The 18,658-nt window shown below is 67.6% G+C and carries 12 protein-coding genes; 7 read left to right on the top strand and 5 right to left on the bottom strand.

All coding sequences use genetic code 11. The annotated features are described in order from the left end of the window. Nucleotides 1–3: 3 nt before the first annotated feature. From BACI71_RS12440 to BACI71_RS12430, 3 genes are all read right to left on the bottom strand, one after another. On the bottom strand, nucleotides 4–462 hold the full coding sequence (locus BACI71_RS12440) for a hypothetical protein (protein WP_159759070.1): 459 nt from the start codon (nucleotides 460–462) through the stop codon (nucleotides 4–6). A gap of 63 nt (nucleotides 463–525) precedes the next feature. Next, nucleotides 526–2,799, bottom strand: a complete 2,274-nt coding sequence (locus tag BACI71_RS12435) for an NADP-dependent malic enzyme (RefSeq protein WP_159759068.1) — start codon at nucleotides 2,797–2,799, stop codon at nucleotides 526–528. 223 nt (nucleotides 2,800–3,022) lie between these two features. After that, nucleotides 3,023–3,505, bottom strand: a complete 483-nt coding sequence (locus BACI71_RS12430) for a methylated-DNA--[protein]-cysteine S-methyltransferase (protein WP_159759066.1) — start codon at nucleotides 3,503–3,505, stop codon at nucleotides 3,023–3,025. Between the two features lie 62 nt (nucleotides 3,506–3,567). On the opposite strand from BACI71_RS12430, the gene BACI71_RS12425 reads away from it, so the two are divergent. Further along, nucleotides 3,568–3,807 carry a hypothetical protein gene (locus tag BACI71_RS12425; RefSeq protein WP_236552974.1) on the top strand — a complete coding sequence of 80 codons (240 nt, stop codon included), beginning with the start codon at nucleotides 3,568–3,570 and terminating at the stop codon, nucleotides 3,805–3,807. Between the two features lie 86 nt (nucleotides 3,808–3,893). Then, the gene (gene mutS / locus BACI71_RS12420) at nucleotides 3,894–6,467 is read left to right on the top strand and encodes a DNA mismatch repair protein MutS (protein ID WP_159761174.1); all 2,574 of its coding nucleotides are present in this window, start codon (nucleotides 3,894–3,896) and stop codon (nucleotides 6,465–6,467) included. 47 nt (nucleotides 6,468–6,514) lie between these two features. Here mutS and BACI71_RS12415 read toward each other — a convergent pair whose 3' ends face one another. Beyond that, the gene (locus tag BACI71_RS12415) at nucleotides 6,515–7,150 is read right to left on the bottom strand and encodes an FMN-binding negative transcriptional regulator (protein WP_159759064.1); all 636 of its coding nucleotides are present in this window, start codon (nucleotides 7,148–7,150) and stop codon (nucleotides 6,515–6,517) included. A 301-nt stretch (nucleotides 7,151–7,451) separates the two neighbouring features. Here BACI71_RS12415 and BACI71_RS12410 point away from each other — a divergent pair, with 301 nt between their 5' ends. From BACI71_RS12410 to BACI71_RS12400, 3 genes are all read left to right on the top strand, one after another. Continuing rightward, nucleotides 7,452–7,985 (top strand): hypothetical protein, encoded by a 534-nt coding sequence (locus BACI71_RS12410; protein ID WP_159759062.1) that lies wholly within the window; start codon nucleotides 7,452–7,454, stop codon nucleotides 7,983–7,985. A gap of 131 nt (nucleotides 7,986–8,116) precedes the next feature. Next, complete coding sequence (locus BACI71_RS12405; RefSeq protein ID WP_159759060.1) at nucleotides 8,117–10,858, top strand: [protein-PII] uridylyltransferase; 2,742 nt, start codon at nucleotides 8,117–8,119, stop codon at nucleotides 10,856–10,858. Between the two features lie 223 nt (nucleotides 10,859–11,081). Then, on the top strand, nucleotides 11,082–14,000 hold the full coding sequence (locus BACI71_RS12400) for a TonB-dependent receptor (protein WP_236552973.1): 2,919 nt from the start codon (nucleotides 11,082–11,084) through the stop codon (nucleotides 13,998–14,000). Between the two features lie 86 nt (nucleotides 14,001–14,086). Here BACI71_RS12400 and BACI71_RS12395 read toward each other — a convergent pair whose 3' ends face one another. Beyond that, on the bottom strand, nucleotides 14,087–15,103 hold the full coding sequence (locus BACI71_RS12395; protein WP_159761170.1) for a LacI family DNA-binding transcriptional regulator: 1,017 nt from the start codon (nucleotides 15,101–15,103) through the stop codon (nucleotides 14,087–14,089). A gap of 123 nt (nucleotides 15,104–15,226) precedes the next feature. Between BACI71_RS12395 and BACI71_RS12390 the strand changes: the two genes are divergently transcribed. Both BACI71_RS12390 and BACI71_RS12385 read left to right on the top strand, forming a co-directional pair. Then, a complete protein-coding gene (locus BACI71_RS12390) occupies nucleotides 15,227–17,026 on the top strand; it encodes an alpha-amylase family glycosyl hydrolase (RefSeq protein WP_159759058.1) in 1,800 nt (599 codons plus the stop codon). Then, nucleotides 17,023–18,597 (top strand): alpha-glucosidase family protein, encoded by a 1,575-nt coding sequence (locus BACI71_RS12385; RefSeq protein ID WP_159759056.1) that lies wholly within the window; start codon nucleotides 17,023–17,025, stop codon nucleotides 18,595–18,597. Before BACI71_RS12390 ends, BACI71_RS12385 begins: the two co-directional genes overlap by 4 nt. The last annotated feature ends 61 nt before the right edge of the window (nucleotides 18,598–18,658 follow it).

The raw sequence follows: 18,658 nt of genomic DNA, 5'->3' as shown, positions 1-18,658 counted from the left end.
CGGCTAGCAGCCGTTCCGGTCTGAGAGGGCGGCCCCGCGCATGACAGTCAACCAGAACAGCGTAATCAACGTATAGGGCAGCCACCAAAGACCGTGCCACCCGGGCGGAGCGGTAAACTCATCCAGCAGTGACGAAAGTCCAAAGCAAAACGGTATGGCGAAGCACAGCGTCACGGCGACGCTGCGGACGGGTCGGGTGCCGTCCCATGCCAGCAGGTTGCCAGCATCATTTTTGCCACGGAGGCAGAGCCACGTTATTCCGCAGACGACGGGCAGAAGCACAATAGCAAGAAAGACGCTGTTCACCATCGGGATGATGATCGTGTCGGCCTCGGGCGAAAGCACCCCCGCCTTTCCTACAGCGGGCCAGTAAATCCAGCTTGTTGCCGGAAGCCCAAGTATGACGAAGGCGGCGAGTATCCAAGCAACAGGTTTGCCGAAGGGCAGGCGTGCGGTGACCATCTACGGACTATGCCGTGCAGGTAAACGACCGCAACTGCACGACAGCGCCTTTCCCCCATCACCTCAGCGCGCGATCCCCCCCGCGGCCAGCACCGCCAGCGTCACCAGATCGCCGGCGGTCGAGGTCATCGGCGCGATCTGGACCGGCTTTTCCATGCCGACCAGCATCGGGCCGATCATGTCGTCGCCGCCCAGCTCGCGCAGCAGCTTGGCGGAAATGTTCGCCGATTGCAGCCCCGGCATCACCAGCACGTTGGCCGGGCCCGACAGCCGCGCGAAAGGGAAGTTCTTGAGCTGGCGCGGGTTGAGTGCGACGTCGGGGGCCATTTCGCCCTCATACTCGAAGCTCACCTTGCGGTCGTCGAGCACCTGTACCGCGCCGCGGATGTTGTCGAGCCACTGGCCGTTGGGGTTGCCGAACGTCGAATAGCTGAGGAACGCGACGCGCGGCTCCTGCCCGAGCCGGCGCGCGACCGCGGCGGTCTGTTCGGCGATGTCGGCGAGTTCCTCGGCGGTCGGACGCTCGTTGACGGTCGTGTCGGCGATGAAGACGGTGTGCGACTGGCCGACCAGCACGTGGATGCCGAACGCGGTGCGGCCCGGTGCGGGGTCGATCACGCGCTTGATCTCGCGCATCGACTGCGCGAACGGGCGCGTCACGCCGGTGATCATCGCATCCGCCTCACCGAGCTGCAGCAGCACCGAGCCGAAGATGTTGCGATCCTGATTGATCATCCGCTCGACCTCGCGGCGCAGGAAGCCGCGGCGTTGCAGGCGCGCGTAGAGGAAGTCGACCATCTTGGGCACCAGCGGCGAGACGCGGCTGTTGTGCAGCTCATATTCCTCGGGGTTGGCGATGCCGAGCGCACGGAGCTTGTCGTAGACGTCCTCGCGCCCGACGAGCACCGGCGTGCCGTACCCGCCTTCCTTGAATGCGATCGCCGCGCGCAGCACGACTTCCTCCTCGCCCTCGGCGAACAGCACACGCTTCGGATTGGCCTTCGCGCCTTCATAGGCGAGGCTGAGCACCGAGGTGGTCGGGTTGAGCCGCGCGCGCAGCGCCGCTGCATAAGCGGCCATGTCGAGGATCGGCTTGGTTGCGACGCCCGAATCCATCGCCGCCTTGGCGACCGCGGCGGGGACGATTTCCATCAGCCGCGGATCGAACGGCGACGGGATGATGTACTCGGGGCCGAAGCTGTGCTGCACGCCATAGGCGATCGCGACCTCTTCGGGCACGCGCTGCCGCGCCAGTTCGGCGATGGCGTTGGCGGCGGCGATCTTCATCGCGTCGTTGATGCCGGTCGCGCGCACGTCGAGCGCGCCGCGGAAGATGAACGGGAAGCAGATCACGTTGTTGACCTGGTTCGGATAATCCGAGCGCCCGGTCGCGACGATCGCGTCGGGGCGCGCTGCCTTGGCGAGTTCGGGGCGGATCTCCGGCTCCGGGTTGGCCATCGCGAAGATGATCGGGGCGGGAGCCATGTCGACCACCATTTCCGGCTTGAGCGCGCCCGCTGCCGACAGCCCGAGGAACACGTCGGCGCCGCGCAGCGCCTCGGTCAGCGTGCGGCGATCGGTGTTGGCGGCGTGCGCCGACTGCCACTGGTTCACGTCGTCGCGACCCTGATAGATCACGCCGGTGCGATCGCAGATCAGGACGTTGTCGTGGCGGACGCCCATCGCCTTGATGAGTTCGGTGCAGGCGATCGCCGCTGCACCGGCACCGTTGACGACGACCTTGATCTCGGACAGCCGACGCCCGGTCAGCAGGCAGGCGTTGATGACACCCGCGGCGCAGATGATCGCGGTGCCGTGCTGGTCGTCATGGAAGACCGGGATGTTCATCCGTTCGCGCAGCGTCTGCTCGATGATGAAACATTCGGGGGCCTTGATGTCCTCGAGATTGATGCCGCCGAAGGTCGGCTCCATCAGCTCGACCGCGTCGATGATCCGGTCGACATCCTCGGTCTTCAGCTCGATGTCGATCGAGTCGACGTCGGCGAAGCGCTTGAACAGCACCGCCTTGCCTTCCATCACCGGCTTGGAGGCGAGCGCGCCGAGATTGCCCATGCCGAGAATCGCGGTGCCGTTCGAGATCACCGCGACCAGATTGCCTTTCGCGGTATAGTCATAGGCGGTCGACGGATCGTCGGCGATCGCCTGCACCGGGATCGCGACACCGGGCGAATAGGCCAGCGCCAGATCACGCTGCGAGGCCATCGGCTTGGACGGCACGATCTCGATCTTGCCGGGGCGCCCCTCCGAGTGAAACAATAATGCTTCGCGCTCGAACTGGACGTTGCGCTCGTCGGCCTGGGTGCGATCGTCGGTCATGGCGACAGCCCTTACGGAATGCGGGCGCGGTTGGGAATATCTCACGAGGCCGATGATGGTCGGCGTGTCGTGACGATCATCGCGCGTTATCGACGTGCGATTTCCGTAGCTCCGTCGCCCCGGACCCGATCTGGGGCCCCGCTTCTCTCGTTCACCGAGGCAGAAGCGGGATCCCGGATCAGGTCCGGGATGACGGGGTTGGCAGGTGCATCGCGAATATCGGTCAGCGTCGGCCTTGCTCCAGCGCGAGCAGATGTTGCTTCGCGGCCAGCCCGCCGGCGAAGCCGGTCAGCGCGCCCGATCGGCCGATCACGCGGTGGCAGGGGGTGACGATCGAGATCGGATTGCGCCCGTTCGCCGCGCCGACCGCGCGGGTCGCGGTGGGACGGCCGATCGCCTGCGCGATGTCGGCGTAGCTGCGCGTCTCGCCATAGGGGATCGCGTCGAGTGCGCGCCAGACGTCGCGCTGGAAGGCGGTGCCGCGAGGCGCGAGCGGCAGGTCGAAGGTGGTGCGGGTGCCGGCGAAATATTCGTCCAGCTGCGTCGCGGCGGCGGCGAGCACCGGATGGTCGGGGCGCTCGGTGGTCGCCTCCAGCCGTACGCGTTCCGGTTTGTCGTCGGGCCACAGGATCGCGACGAGCGCGGTGTCGTCGGCGACCAGCGTCAGCGCGCCGACGGGGGAGGGAAGGGTGGCGTAGTGGAGCATGGCGATGCTTGTACCGGCTTCCGGCTGGGGCCGCATCCCGCGGCTTGCGGTCAAAGTGGCGGGTGGTCGACGTGCGGCGGGCAGCTTATGCTCTCGTCATGGATAGGTGTCGCATCATCGAGGACTATCACCGGTGGGCGAACCGCGACGAGTCGGCGCTCGCCGCCGACCTCGCCCGCGCCGAAGCCGACGTGGCGGCAGGGCGCGTCCATTCGCACGCGATCGTTGGCGAATGGTTGAAGACCTGGGGCAAGCCCGGACGCCTGCCGGTCAAGGAGTGGCTTGCGCGCCGTGATGGCTGACGGCATCGCGATGCGACGTGCGCATCCCTGACACGCCACGCGATTCCCGGACCGCTTCAATGACCACCACCCCCGCCCCGACGCCGATGATGGCGCAATATCTCGCGCTCAAGGCCGAGTCCGAGGATTGCCTGCTTTTCTACCGGATGGGCGATTTCTTCGAATTGTTCTTCGATGATGCGCGGGTGGCGGCGCAGGTGCTCGACATCGCGCTGACCTCGCGCGGCGAACATGCCGGCGAGAAGATCCCGATGTGCGGCGTGCCGGTCCATGCCGCGACCGCCTATCTGCAGCGGCTCATCAAGGCCGGGCACCGCGTCGCGATCGCCGAGCAGACCGAATCGCCGGAGGCGGCGCGCAAGGCGCGTGGGTCGAAGGCGCTGGTCAACCGCGCAATCGTCCGCGTTGTCACCGCCGGGACGCTGACCGAGGAGACGTTGCTCGATGCGCGCGCCGCCAATTGGTGCGTCGCGATCGGCGAGGCCGGGAGCGAGGTCGCGGTGGCGGCGGCGGATGTCTCGACCGGGCGGTTCGAGGTGATCGCCTGCGACCGCGCCTCGCTGGGCGCCGAGCTGGCGCGGCTCGGCGCGGCGGAGGTGGTCGCGGCCGAGGGCGGCGACGCACCCGCGACCGTGTGGCGTCCGCGCGCCGAGTTCGACAGCGCGCGCGCCGAGGAGCGATTGAAGCGGCTGTTCGCGGTCGCCACGCTCGACGGCTTCGGGCGGTTCGGGCGCGCCGGGCTGGCGGCGGCGGGCGGGCTGGTCGCGTATCTCGATCATACCGCCAAGGGGCAATTGCCGTTTCTGCGCCCGCCGGTGCTGGCGGCCGCACGCGACACGATGGCGATCGACGCCGCGACGCGCGAAAGCCTGGAGATCACCTGCACCGCGCAGGGGCAGCGCAAGGGCAGCCTGCTCGATGCGGTCGACCGGACGGTGACGGGGGCGGGCGCGCGGCTGCTCGCCGCCGACCTCGGTGCGCCGCTGATGGACCGCGCGGACATCGAGGCGCGGCTCGATCTGGTGCGGCTGTTTCACGACGATGCCGGGCTGCGCGACCGCATCCGCGCGGCGTTGCGCGCGCTGCCCGATATCGGCCGCGCGCTCGGGCGGCTGGCGGCGGGGCGGGGGAGCCCGCGCGATCTCGGGCAGTTGCGCGACGGGCTGGACGGCGCGTGGGCGATCGGCGACCGGCTCGGCAAGCTGGGCGACACGCCCGCTTTGCTGTCGCAGATCGCGCCACGGTTGCGCGGGCATGGCGAGCTGATCGACCTGCTCAAGCGCGCGCTGGTGCCGTCGCCGCCGATCGAGGCGAGCGATGGCGGCTATATCGCCGCGGGCTATGACCCGGCGCTCGACGCGCTGCGCGATACCGGCAGCGGCGGGCGGCGCGCGATCGCGGCACTGGAAGCGACGTTCCGCGCGAAGACCGGGATCTCCGCGCTCAAGATCCGCCACAATGGCGTACTCGGCTATCATATCGAGGTGCCCGCGCGCGCCGCCGATCCGTTGATGGCGGCGGACTCAGGGTTCACGCATCGCCAGACGCTGGCGGGGGTGGTGCGCTTCAACGCGCCCGAGTTGCACGAGGTCGCCGCGAGCGTGACGCAGGCCGGCGCGCACGCGCTTGCCGCCGAGGCCGCGCATCTCGAGGACCTCACCGCGCAGGCGCTGGCGGGACGCTTGGCGATCGCCGCGACTGCCGACGCGCTCGCGCGGCTCGACGTCGCCGCCGCGCTGGCCGAGCGCGCGATCGAGGGCGGCTGGTCGCGCCCGGCGTTCGTCGACCATGCCTGTTTCGACGTCACCGGCGGGCGGCATCCGGTGGTCGAGGCCGCGCTGGCGAAGAGCGGCGACCGCTTCGTCGCCAATGACTGCGTGCTGGGCGAAAAGTCGCGGCTGTGGCTGGTGACGGGGCCGAACATGGGCGGCAAGTCGACGTTCCTGCGCCAGAATGCACTGATCGCGGTGCTGGCGCAGGCCGGGGCCTATGTGCCCGCCGCGGCGGCGCGGCTCGGGCTGGTCGACCGCTTGTTCAGCCGGGTCGGCGCATCGGACAATCTCGCGCGCGGGCGCTCGACGTTCATGGTCGAGATGGTCGAGACCGCCGCGATCCTTGCGCAGGCGACCGAGCGCAGCTTCGTGATCCTCGACGAGGTCGGGCGCGGCACCTCGACCTATGACGGGCTGGCGATCGCCTGGGCGGTGGTGGAGGCGATCCACGAGGATAATCGCTGCCGCTGCCTGTTCGCCACCCATTACCACGAACTGACGCGGCTGGCGGAACGCTGCGACGCGCTGTCGCTTCACCACGTTCGCGCGCGCGAGTGGAAGGGCGAGCTGGTGCTGCTCCACGAACTCGCCGACGGGCCGGCCGACCGCAGCTATGGCCTCGCGGTCGCGCGGCTGGCGGGGATGCCGCCCGCGACCGTCTCGCGCGCCAAGGCGGTGCTCGCGAAGCTGGAGGCGGGGCGCGCCAGGACCGGCGGGCTGGCGGCGGGGCTCGACGACCTGCCGTTGTTCGCCGCCGCCATGCAGGCAGAAGAGGACACATGCGACGCGATCCGCGCCGAGGTGGAGGCGCTCGACGTAGACGCGCTGACGCCGCGCGAGGCGCTCGATACGCTGTACCGGCTGAAGGCGCTGGCGCGGGAGGGGTGAGGTGATCGGCTGCTCCGGGTGCACGCCGTGGACGGGTCTGACGGCATTCACCCGTCGCGGGGTGGTGACGCGCGGCGTGCCGCCAGCAGGCGGTCGGCGAGGATTGCTTTTCCTTCGGTGCGCAAGGCATCGGCGGCCGCGATCATGTCGCGTTCGCGTTCGTCCTGACCGAGCCGGAAGCTTGTTTCCACACGCTCGATGACGAGCTCGTAACCGATGATCCGCGGCAGACGACGGTCGAGGCCGCCAGGGCCGAGCTCGGCCATCCGCCAGCCGTTTGGCCGGTTTTTCTCGAGGTGCGCGACCAGTTCGGCGAGATGCGCGATCGTGGCCGCGCGGGAGAGCGTTTCTAGCCGTCCATGGACATGGGCGACCCGGAACGCCCATGTCGGCGCGCTGTCGCGAAGCGGCGCGGCGGGATGCCATGACGAGGAAAGATAGGCGCCGGGGTCCATGATGATCGCGGTCGATGGCGTACCCGATTCGATCACCGCGGCATGGTCGTTGGCGCGTGCGAGGTGACTCACCAGTCGGTTCCGGCCGCGATCCGCCATGAAAACAGGGTGCGAAATCTGCACGCCTTCGCCCACCGCCGTCACGAGCGTACCATGAGTGACCTCATCGACCAGATCGAACAGCGCGGTCGCTTCCCCGGGCTGGAAGAGCGGTTTGGTGTAAAGCATTCTTGTCTCGTGCGCGGTGTCCTGCAGGAGCGGGGAGATAACAGGCGGCCCGCTTCATTGTCGACCGCGCGAAGGACAGCAGGGGCCATGGTGAACCGGTTTTCACCATTATGAGCCAATAATTATATCTTCGACCGATTTACCTAAACGAGGGAAGGGTAAGTCACATCAAAGTTTTGCGCTTGTATCGGCGTGGCTGAAACGCCTCGGTGCTGCTTTTTGGCAAGCGACGGCAGGTTTTCGCAACTCAATGGTGCGCTGAATAGACAATGGGTGAACACGAAGGGGGACGGGAGGTTTGATGCCCTTTGCGATTATCGTTGCGGTCCTGGGCATGCCGGCCTCGGCTGCGACCATGGCTTTGCCAGCTTCTGTCTGGCGGGTGTCCGACTTCGCTTCGATGCCGAGAACCTGTGCGGTCCTTCAGGCCGCGTACACGGCCGCTATCGGGCACCACGCACCTGCTTATCCCCTCGATGTCCGCTCGTCCGCCCATTCGCTTGGTTCCATGACCGACATCGCTCCCGATGCTCGCAAACGGCTGGCGATGTCTGCCGACGAATTCACCGAGCTTGCAACAAGGCAGGAGATTTACCGCTCGGACGTTTTCCGACCGATCTGTGCGTGGAAGGGGCGTGCCGCACCGCCGAGAGACGATGAGGGCCATGCAATGTTCGTTACCTTCACCAGCCCCGTATTTTCGACGACCGGACGGCTCGCGCTCGTCGAGGTGTCGTTCCGCGAGCAAGGCGCGTTCAGCTACGGTCTGCTATGTACAGTTCGATCGTTGCACGTGACATGGAAAGCCCGCTGCGGTCGAAGCTGGAGCAACTGATCGCGCGCTCCGCCGGGTCGGCGGCCGGCGTTTGGGGCCTTGCGAGCGCTCGAGCCAGCCTTTCACGGAAGCGCGGCCTGACGGAGCCAAAACACGCGACGCGTTAACCTCCACCCGCTATTCCGCCGCGCATGATCGGACGTTTCGACCACCTCCCCAATCGCCGCGCGATCGTCGATCGTCGCTTGCTCGCCGAACAGGTCGCCGCCGCGACCGGCAAGGACACCGCGGCGCTGCGTCATCAGGTCAGCCTGCTCCTCAAGAGCGCGCTCGAGGCCGGGCGCGCGGAGATCGCGCGCCGGCTCACCGCCAATCCGTCGCGCGGGATCGAGGCGGCGAATGCGCAGGCGTATCTGGTCGACCAGTTGCTGCGCGTGCTCGCCGACTTCACCACGCAGCGGCTGTATCCGCTCGCCAACCCGACCACCGGAGAGCGGCTGCTGCTGCTCGCGGTCGGCGGGTACGGACGCGGCGAGATGGCGCCGTTCTCCGACGTCGACATCGGCTTCCTCACGCCGGGCAAGCAGACGGCGTGGGCCGAGCAGGTCATCGAATCGATGCTGTATGCGCTGTGGGATCTCGGGCTGAAGATCGGCCATTCGAGCCGCTCGCTCGACGAAATGGTGCGGCAGGCGAAGGCCGACGTGACGGTGCGCACCGCGCTGCTGGAAGGGCGGTATGTCTGGGGCGACGAGGATCTGTATGGCGAGGCGTCGCGGCGCTTCCACGACGACGTGCGGCTCGGCACCGAGCGGCAGTTCGCCGCCGACAAGCTCGCCGAGCGCAATGCGCGTCACGTCCGGATGGGCGACACCCGCTATGTCGTCGAGCCCAATATCAAGGAGGGCAAGGGCGGCCTGCGCGATCTCCACGCGTTGTTCTGGATCGGCAAATATACCTATCAAGTGCAGCGGTCGAACGAGCTGGTCGCGGTCGGGCTGTTCACGCGCGAGGAATATCGGCTGTTCCAGCGCGCCGACAATTTCCTGTGGGCGGTGCGCTGCCATTTGCATCTGATCGCGGGGCGCGCCGAGGACCGGCTGACCTTCGACTATCAGCGCGAGATCGCGCAGCGGATGAACTACGCCGACCGCCCCGGCAAATCGGCGGTCGAGCGCTTCATGCAATTCTACTTCCTGCAGGCGCGCACGGTCGGGTCGCTGACCGGACTGTTCCTGGCGCATATGGACGAGCGCTTCTCGCGTCGGCGCCGGCTGGGGCTCAAGATCGCGCGCACCCCGCGCAAGCTGGACGGTTTCGCCAACGACGGCGGGCGGATCGCGCTGCCGTCCGACGACTTCTTCCAGCAGGACCCGCGGCGGCTGGTCGAGATTTTCGCGCTCGCCGCCGAACAGGGGATGGAGATCCACCCGCTCGCCTTGCGGTGCGCGACGCGCGACGCGCGGCTGGTCACCGCGGTGCGGCGTGACGCGCAGGCCAATGCGCGCTTCCTCGATCTGCTTGCGGGCGCGCACGATCCCGAATTACCGCTGCGCTGGATGAACGAAACCGGGGTGCTCGGGCGCTTCGTGCCGGACTGGGCGCGGATCGTCGCGCAGATGCAGTTCGACATGTACCATCACTATACCGTCGACGAGCATACGATCCGCGCGATCGGGCTGCTCGCGCGGATGGAGGCGGGGGCGCTGGCCGACGATCATCCGCTGCCCAGCGAGATCATGGGGCAGATCGTGTCGCGGCGCGTGCTGTACGTCGCGGTGTTGCTCCACGACATCGCCAAGGGGCGGGGCGGCGATCATTCGATCCTCGGCGCGGAGGTGGCGGAGCGGCTGTGCCCGCGCTTCGGGCTGACCCCGGCCGAGACCGAGACGGTCGCGTGGCTGGTGCGGCATCACCTGCTGATGAGTTCGACCGCGTTCCGCCGTGACCTCACCGATTTCAAGACGATCCTCGACCTCACCGAAGTGGTGCAGAGCCCGGAGCGGTTGCGGCTGCTGCTGCTGCTGACCGTCGTCGATATCCGCGCGGTCGGGCCGGGGACGTGGAACGGCTGGAAGGGGCAGTTGCTCGGCGACCTCTACGACCGCGCCGAGGAGGTGCTGCGGCTCGGCCACAAGCAGAAAGGGCGCGGCGAGCGCGTCGTCACCAAGCAGGAGCATCTGCGTACATCGCTGCAATGGGATGCGGAGACGCTGGCGGCGTATGTGCGTCGGCTGCCCGAACCATACTGGATCGCCGAGCCCGACGACGTGCTCGCGCACAATGCGGCGTTCGTAACGCAGACCGGTGACGTGCAGCTTGCGATCGACGCGCAGGTCTACCCCGAGCGCGGCGCGACGCTGGTGACGGTCTATGCCGCGGATCATCCCGGGCTGTTCAGCCGCATCGCCGGCGCGATCCATGTCGCGGGCGGCAACATCATCGATGCGCGCATCCACACGACCCGTGACGGCATGGCGCTCGACAACTTTCTTGTGCAGGACCCGCTCGGGCGGCCGTTCGACGAGGCGGGGCAGCTCATCCGGCTCAAGACCGCGATCGAGGATGCGCTGGCGGGGCGCGGCAAGCTGACCGACCGGTTGAAGGCCAAGCCGCTTCCGCGCGCGCGGGCGGATGCGTTCCGGATCGAGCCCAATGTGCTGGTCGACAACAAGGCGTCGAACCGCTTCACCGTCGTCGAGGTCGCGGCGCGCGATCGCCCGGCGCTGCTCAACCAGCTCGCCTATGCGCTGTTCCTGTCGAAGGTGACGATTCATTCGGCGCATGTCGCGACCTATGGCGAGCGCGCGGTCGACGTATTCTATCTGACCGATCTGACCGGGGACAAGATCGCGTCCACCACGCGGGTGCGCGCGCTGGAGAAAAGGTTGCTGGCTGCGGCGTCGGGGGCGCCGCAGGAAGAGGCGGCGTGAACCCGCCGTCATTGCGAGCGTAGCGAAGCAATCCAGGGCGTCTTGGTCCGACTCTGGATTGCTCCGCTCCGCTCGCAATGACGAGCGGAAGCCAAACAGCATAACGCTGAATACGTATGTGACTTTCTTGGCGGCACGGCCGGTGCGGGCCTAGTCGGCTCCCATGACACCCGAGGATCGTCCGCATCAACGCGGACGCCGGGAGCAGGGGAGGATTTTCCACATGAACCGTCCGTCACTTATGCCCGCAGCTCGCCGCTGGGCCGGTGCCAGCGCGCTCGCGCTGCTGGTCGCCACGCCCGCGCTGGCGCAGGAAGCGACGCCGCAGGCGGATGCGCCGACCGGCAACCCGACCGCGAAGGTCACTGCCACGCAGCCGGCGCCCGCCGCCGATCCGACCCCGGACGCCAACGCCAATCCCGATCCGACCGCGACCGACGCCGGCGCGGACGAGATCGTCGTAACCGGCATCCGCGCCAGCCTCGCCAAGTCGGCGGACATCAAGCGTCGTTCGACGCTGATCGTCGATTCGGTATCGGCCGAGGATGTCGGCAAGCTGCCCGACGTGTCGATCGCCGACTCGCTCGCCCGCCTGCCCGGCGTCACCGCGCAGCGCGTCGAGGGGCGTGACCAGAGCCTGTCGATCCGCGGGCTCGGTCCCGACTTCTCGACCACCCTGCTCAACGGCCGCGAGCAGGTGACGGTCGGCGACAACCGTGGCGTCGAGTTCGACCAATATCCGTCGGAATTCTTCAGCAACGTCAACGTCTACAAGTCCGCCGACGCCTCGCTGATCGCGGCGGGCGTGTCGGGCACCGTCGACCTGCGGATGCTGCGCCCGCTCGACCAGAAGGACCGGCTGTTCATCGTTTCGGCACGCGGCCAGCTCAACGGCATCGGCAAGCGCAACCCGGACGGCGAGCGCTGGGGCTATCGCGCCACGGCCACCTATGTCGACAAGTTCGCCAACGATACGCTCGGCATCGCGATCGGCGCTGCGGCACAGGAATCGCCGACCAATTACGACCGGTACGAGGCATGGGGCTATCCCAATCTTAACAACCTGTCGCAGAATTGCACCGGCGATGCGGCGGGGCCGTGCGTGCTGGGCGGCGCGAAGCCCTATGTCCAGTCGAACATGCTCAAGCGCTACGGCGGGGTCGGCACGATCGAATGGGCACCAAGCGATGCGTTCCACTCGACCTTCGACGCGCTCTACACGCATTTCACCGAGACGCAGAAGCTGCGCGGGATCGAATTCCCGCTCGCCTATAACGTCGCGCCGACCGCGGGAACGGTGACCGTCACCGATGGCTTCGTCGACAAGGCGACGTTCATCCCGCAATACACGGTGCAGCGCAACGATCTGAACGACCGCAAGTCCGACATGTTCTCGCTCGGCTGGAACAACAATGTCCGGCTGAACGACGCGATCCAGCTCAACGTCGACGCCGCCTGGTCGCGCGCGACGCGGCAGGACGAGCTGATCGAAACCTATTCGGGCACCGGTTATGGCGGCACCGGGCAGCGGGACACGATCACGATCACGCGCCAGAACAACGGCATGTACCAGATCGTCCCGACGCTGGATTACGCCGACACCAACGTCATCCGCATTACCGATCCGGGCGGCTGGGGCTATAACGGCACCAACGCGGTGGTGCAGGCCGGCTTCCAGAACCGGCCGAAGTTCAGCGACGATCTGAAGTCGCTGCGCGCAAATCTGACCGGCGATTTCCAGGGTGCGCTGGGCGTCATCAAGGGCTGGGAAGTCGGCGGCAATTATACGCAGCGCGAGAAGAAGGCGCGCTTCACGTCATACTTCTACTGCCCGCCGGGCGGCGGCACCAACTGCACCGTCGCCAGCGGCACACCCAAGTCGATTGCGGTGCCGGGCGACGTGGTGCTCGACGAGCAGGTCTCGCTCGCCTTCCTCGGCGTGCCGCGGATGCTGACGCTCGATCCGCGCGGCGTGCTCGGGCTGCTGACGCCGGTGTTCGACAACCGCCCGGAGTCGCTCGCCAAGGTGTGGGGCGTGAAGGAGAAGGTCACGACCGGTTACGCGCGGCTGGTGATCGACGGCGAGGCCGGCGGCAAGGCGGTGAAGGGCTCGATCGGCGTGCAGGTGGTGCATACCGATCAAAGCTCCGACGGCCGGATCGCCGGGCTCAACGGCGGCGTGGTGACGCTGTCCGACGTGTCCGGCGGCGACAAATACACCAACGTCCTGCCGAGCGCGACCTTCTCGGTCGAGCTGATCCCGAACGGTTTCATCAAGATGGGCGCGTCGCAGACGATGGTGCGCCCGCGGCTCGATCAGGAGCGGATTTCCCAGAACGTCGCGATCAATCCCGGCAACGTCGGTGCGGGGTCCGATCCGCTGCGCAGCCCGTTCTCGTCGGACGGCGGCAATGCCGAGCTGCGCCCGTACAAGTCGACCAACATCGACCTGTCGCTGGAGAAGTATTTCCGCGCCGGCGGCTATGTCGCGCTGTCGGGCTATTTCAAGCACCTAACCGACTATGTCGATCCGAACAACAACGTGCTGTACGACTTCTCGCCGCTGCTCTCGTCGCTGACACCGGCGCAGCAGGCGATCGTGCAGGCGCAGAACGCGCAGTTCGGCCTGTTCAAGAACCCGGCCAATTCGGGGCGCGGCGAGATCATGGGTGCGGAGGCGACCGCGTCGCTGCCGCTGCGCATGTTCACCACCGCGCTCGATGGCTTCGGCCTGTTCGGCAGCGGCAGCTACACGCATTCGGCGGTCCGCTACGACAGTTCGCCCGCGACCGTGCAGACGGTGCCCGGGTTGTCGAAGTGGGTGCTCAACGGCACGGCGTATTTCGAGAAGAACGGCTTCCAGGCGCGTGCGACCTATCGCTATCGTTCGAGCTTCCTCGCCGAGGTGCGCGGCCTGTCGGCGACGCCGGAGCTGAATACGGCGAAGGGCGAGACGATCCTCGACGCGCAGATCGGCTATGAATTCCAGAGCGGCGCGCTGCAGGGGCTGACGATCCTCGCGCAGGCCAAGAACCTGACCGATCAGGAGTTCTTCCAGTACACCAACGGCGATCCGCGGCAGGTGCGACGGTATCAGCGGTACGGGACGGACTATTACCTCGGGCTGACGTACCGGTTCTGACCCGGGCCGTCATTGCGAGCGTCGCAAAGCAATCCCGGGCGCCGCGCGGTACCCTGATTGCCGCGCTTCGCTCGCAATGACGAGCGCTACGCCGAGGCGCGCACCATCAGGGTCGCGGGGAGCATGACGTTCTCGGTCGTCTCGCCCGCGATCTGGCGGACCAGGGTATCGACCAGCAGCGCCCCGGCGCGGGCATAGTCCTGCGCGACCGTCGTCAGCGGCGGGCGTGAGAGGCGCGCGGCGGGGATGTCGTCGAACCCCGCCACCGCGACGTCGTCGGGCACGCGGCGTCCCGCCTCGTCGAGCGCGCGCAGCGCCCCCAAAGCAATGAGATCCGAGGCGGCGAACAGCGCATCGAAGAATATGTCGCGCGCGAGCAGCCGACGGGTCGCGTCATAGCCGACCTGTTCCGACGACAGCGCATCGACGTGCAATCCGGGGTCGACCGGCAGCCCCGCGGTGCGCAGCACCTCGCACAGACCGCGATACCGGTCGCGGAATTCGGGATAATGGTCGCTCGCCGTCCCGACGAAGGCGACACGTTTCCGTCCGCGGTTCAACAGATGGCGCGCGACGTCGCGCCCGCCGCCGATATTGTCGCAGCCGAGCACCGTACCCAGCCCGTTCGGCTCCACCGACCCCCAGCGCACGTAGCGCGTCTTCTGCCCGACCAGTTGCTCGAGCCGGACGCGATAGGTTTCCCAGTCGCCATAGCCGAGCAGGATCAGCCCGTCGGCCTTGCGACTGTCCTCGTAATCCTTGTGCCAGTCCGCCGACAATTGCTGAAACGAGGTGAGCAGGTCGTAGCCGCGCAGCGCGCAGGTCTTCAGGATCGAGCCTAGCATCGACAGGAAGAACGGGTTGATCGCGGTCGCGTCGGGCAGCGGGTCCTCGAAGAACAGCAGCGCCAGCGTCTTCGCCTCGCCACGGCGCAGCGACGAGGCGGCACGGTCGACCTTGTAGCCGAGCTGCTCGGCGATCGCGGCGATCCGCAACCGCGTCGCGGCGCTGACCGTGCGGTCGCCGCGCAACGCGCGCGATACCGTCGGCTGCGAGACGCCCGCGGCGGCGGCGATGTCGAAGGAGGTGACGCGATCGGACAGCGGCGGGGGCCTTCAGCAGAAACCGCCATCCTACTGCGCGGCGCATGGGCTGTGAATACGTATGCTGCGCGCTTGGCAAAGCCCGGCGCGGCTGCGCATCACGCCGCGATCGGGAGAGAGAGCATGAGAAGCATCATCGCGGGCGCGCTGGCGGCGCTGTCGCTGGCCGGAAGTGCGTCGGCGCAGGACTATCGCACGCGCCTGCCGCAGGACGAGGTGATCTACTTCGCGCTCCCCGACCGCTTCGACAATGGCGACGCAGCGAACGATCGCGGCGGGCTGACCGGCGATCGTCTGACCACCGGCTATGATCCGACCTCGAAGGGTTTCTATCACGGCGGCGACCTGAAAGGTCTCACGCGCCGGCTCGACTATATCGCGGCGCTGGGCGCGACCGCGATCTGGGTCGGGCCGATCTTCCGCAACAAGCCCGTGCAGGGACCGAAGGGGCAGGAGAGCGCCGGCTATCACGGTTACTGGATCACCGATTTCGAGCATGTCGACCCACATTTCGGCAGTGATGCCGACTTCGCGGCGCTCGTCACGGCGGCGCATGCGCGGGGGATGAAGGTCTATATGGACATCATCGTCAACCACACCGCCGACGTGATCCGCTATCGCGAGTGCGGCGACTGCGCCTATCGCGCGCGCGCCGATTACCCGTATCAGCGGCGCGGCGGGGTGAACGGCACCGCGATCAACCCCGGCTTTGCGGGCGATCAGGTGCAGACTGCGGCCAATTTCGCGAAGCTGACCGATCCGACCTATGCCTACACGCCTTACATTCCGAAGGGTGAGGAGCGCGCCAAGTCGCCGGCGTGGCTCAATGACGTCACGTTCTATCACAACCGCGGCAACACCACGTTCCGCAATGAGAATTCGACGATGGGCGATTTCGTCGGGCTCGACGATCTGATGACGGAGAACCCGCGCGTCGTGGCGGGGATGATCGACATCTTTGGCGGCTGGATCGACCGCTTCGGCGTCGACGGCTTCCGCATCGACACCGCGCGCCACGTCAATCCGGAGTTCTGGCAGGCGTTCGTCCCCGCGATGCAGGCGCGCGCCACCGCACGTGGCATCCCCAATTTCCATATCTTCGGCGAGGTCGCCGCCGACCAGCTCGATCCCGGTCCGCTCGCGGTGCACACGCGCGTCGACAGGCTGCCTGCGGTGCTCGACTTCGCGTTCCGCCGTGCGGTGCTCGATACCGTCGCGGGGACGCGCGGCACCGATGCGTTCGAGACGCTGATCGCGGGCGATGCGCTTTACGAGGGCGGCGCGGTGGCGGCGGAGCGCTTGCCGACCTTCGTCAGCAATCACGACAATGGCCGGTTCGCATTTTTCGTGCGACAGGCCTTCCCCACGGCCGATGACGGCGAGGTGCTGCGGCGCACGATGCTGGCGAACGCGATGCTGCTGACTTTGCGCGGCGTGCCGACGATCTATTCGGGCGACGAACAGGGCTTCACCGGCGACGGCGGCGATCAGGATGCGCGCGAGGATCTGTTCGCCAGCCGTGTCGCCAGCTACAACGACAATCGCCTGCTCGGCACCGACACGACCACCGCCACCGCGCATTTCGGGCAGGACAATCCGTTGTTCCGCCAGATCGCGATGCTGGCGCGGGTGCGTCGCGCAGAGCCCGCGCTGACCCGCGGCCGCACGATCCTGCGCGCGCGCGAGGAAGCGCGCGGGCTGCTCGCGGTATCGCGGATCGATCCGGCGACCGGGCGCGAAATCCTGCTCGCGTTCAACACCGCCACCACCCCGCTGGACCGGCTGGTCGAGGTGACCGGCGCGGGCAGCGCGACGACGCTGGCCGGGGAGGGATGCGCCGCGCAGACCGCCGCGCCGGGATCGTTGCGCGTCCGCCTTCCTGCGCTAGGCTATGCCGTCTGCGCGATCGGAGAGAGCCGATGACCTATCCGTGGTGGCAGGGTGCCGCCGTCTACCAGATCTATCCGCGCAGCTTCGCCGATGCGAACGGGGACGGCGTCGGCGACCTGCGCGGGATCACCGCGCATCTCGATCATGTCGCGTCGCTCGGCGTCGACGCGATCTGGATCTCGCCCTTCTACACCTCGCCGATGGCCGACTTCGGTTATGACGTGGCCGATTATTGCGACGTCGACCCGGTGTTCGGGACGCTCGCCGATTTCGACGCGTTGATTGCGCGCGCGCATGAGCTGGGCCTGCGCGTCATCACCGATCAGGTGTGGTCGCACACCTCGGATCGCCACCCGTGGTTCGTGCAGAGCCGCGCCACGCGCGACGGCGACAAGGCCGACTGGTACGTCTGGGCGGACGCGAAGCCGGACGGATCGCCGCCGAACAACTGGCAGTCGGTGTTCGGCGGCCCGGCGTGGACATGGGACGCGCGCCGCCAGCAATATTATCTCCACACCTTCCTGAAGGAACAGCCGCAGCTCAACGTCCGCAACGCGGCGGTGCAGAACGCGCTGCTCGGCGTCGGGCGTTTCTGGCTGGAGCGCGGGGTCGACGGTTTTCGGCTCGACGCGATCAACCATGCGATGGGCGCCGCCGATTTGCGCGACAACCCACCGGCCGTACTGTCGAACAAGCCGCGCACGCGCTCGTTCGATTTCCAGCAGAAGACGCATAGTCAGGATCAGCCCGACATGCTGCCGTTCGTCGAACGCATCCGTGCGCTGACCGACGGATATGACGCGCGCTTCTCGGTCGCCGAGATCGGCGGCGACGAGAGCGACTGGGTGCGCAAGGCCTATACGCAGCCGGGGCGGTTGGAGACGGCCTATGGGTTCGATTTCCTCTATGCCGATCATCTGACCCCGGCGGCGGTGCGCGCGGCGTTGTCGCAATGGCCGGGCGCCGAGGGTGAGGGCTGGCCGAGCTGGGCGTTCGAGAACCACGACGCGCCGCGCGCGGTGTCGCGCTGGGCGCTGCCCGCGCATCGCGACGCGTTCGCGCGCGCCAAGATGGTGCTGCTGGCGGGGCTGCGCGGCAATATCTTCCTCTATCAGGGCGAGGAACTGGGGCTGACGCAGACCGCGGTGCCGTTCGAGAAATTGCGCGATCCCGAGGCGATCGCCAACTGGCCGCTGACGCTCAGCCGCGACGGCGCGCGGACGCCGATGCCGTGGTCGGCCGAGGACGCGGGGCATGGCTTCACCAGCGGCGAGCCGTGGCTGCCGTTCGGGAGCGACCACGCCGCGATGGCGGTCGATGCGCAGGAGGCGGAACCCGGGTCGCTGTTGCAGTGGACGAGGGCCGTGCTGGCGGTGCGGCGCGCCGCGCCGGCGTTGCGATGGGGGACGCTGCGGTTCGTGGACGCGCCTGCCGATGTGGTCGCGTTCGAGCGCGAGCATGACGGCGAGCGGTTGCTGTGCGTGGTTAACCTGTCGCCGGAGGAACGTGACGTGGCGCTGGCTTACGGCGAGGTGCTGCTGGCGTGTGGCGTCGAGGGGTCGCGCTTCGCGGCCTATGGCGCGCTGATTGCGAGGGTGGCGTGATGGCTGACCCACTCACCTCACGTCATCCCGGACTTGATCCGGGATCCCGCTTCTTTTTTCC

The organism is Sphingomonas sp. 8AM, from assembly GCF_902506455.1.
In the GTDB taxonomy this organism is placed as follows: domain Bacteria; phylum Pseudomonadota; class Alphaproteobacteria; order Sphingomonadales; family Sphingomonadaceae; genus Sphingomonas.
Note: the sequence above shows the minus strand (reverse complement) of the source record. Positions and strands in the feature narration are given on the sequence as shown.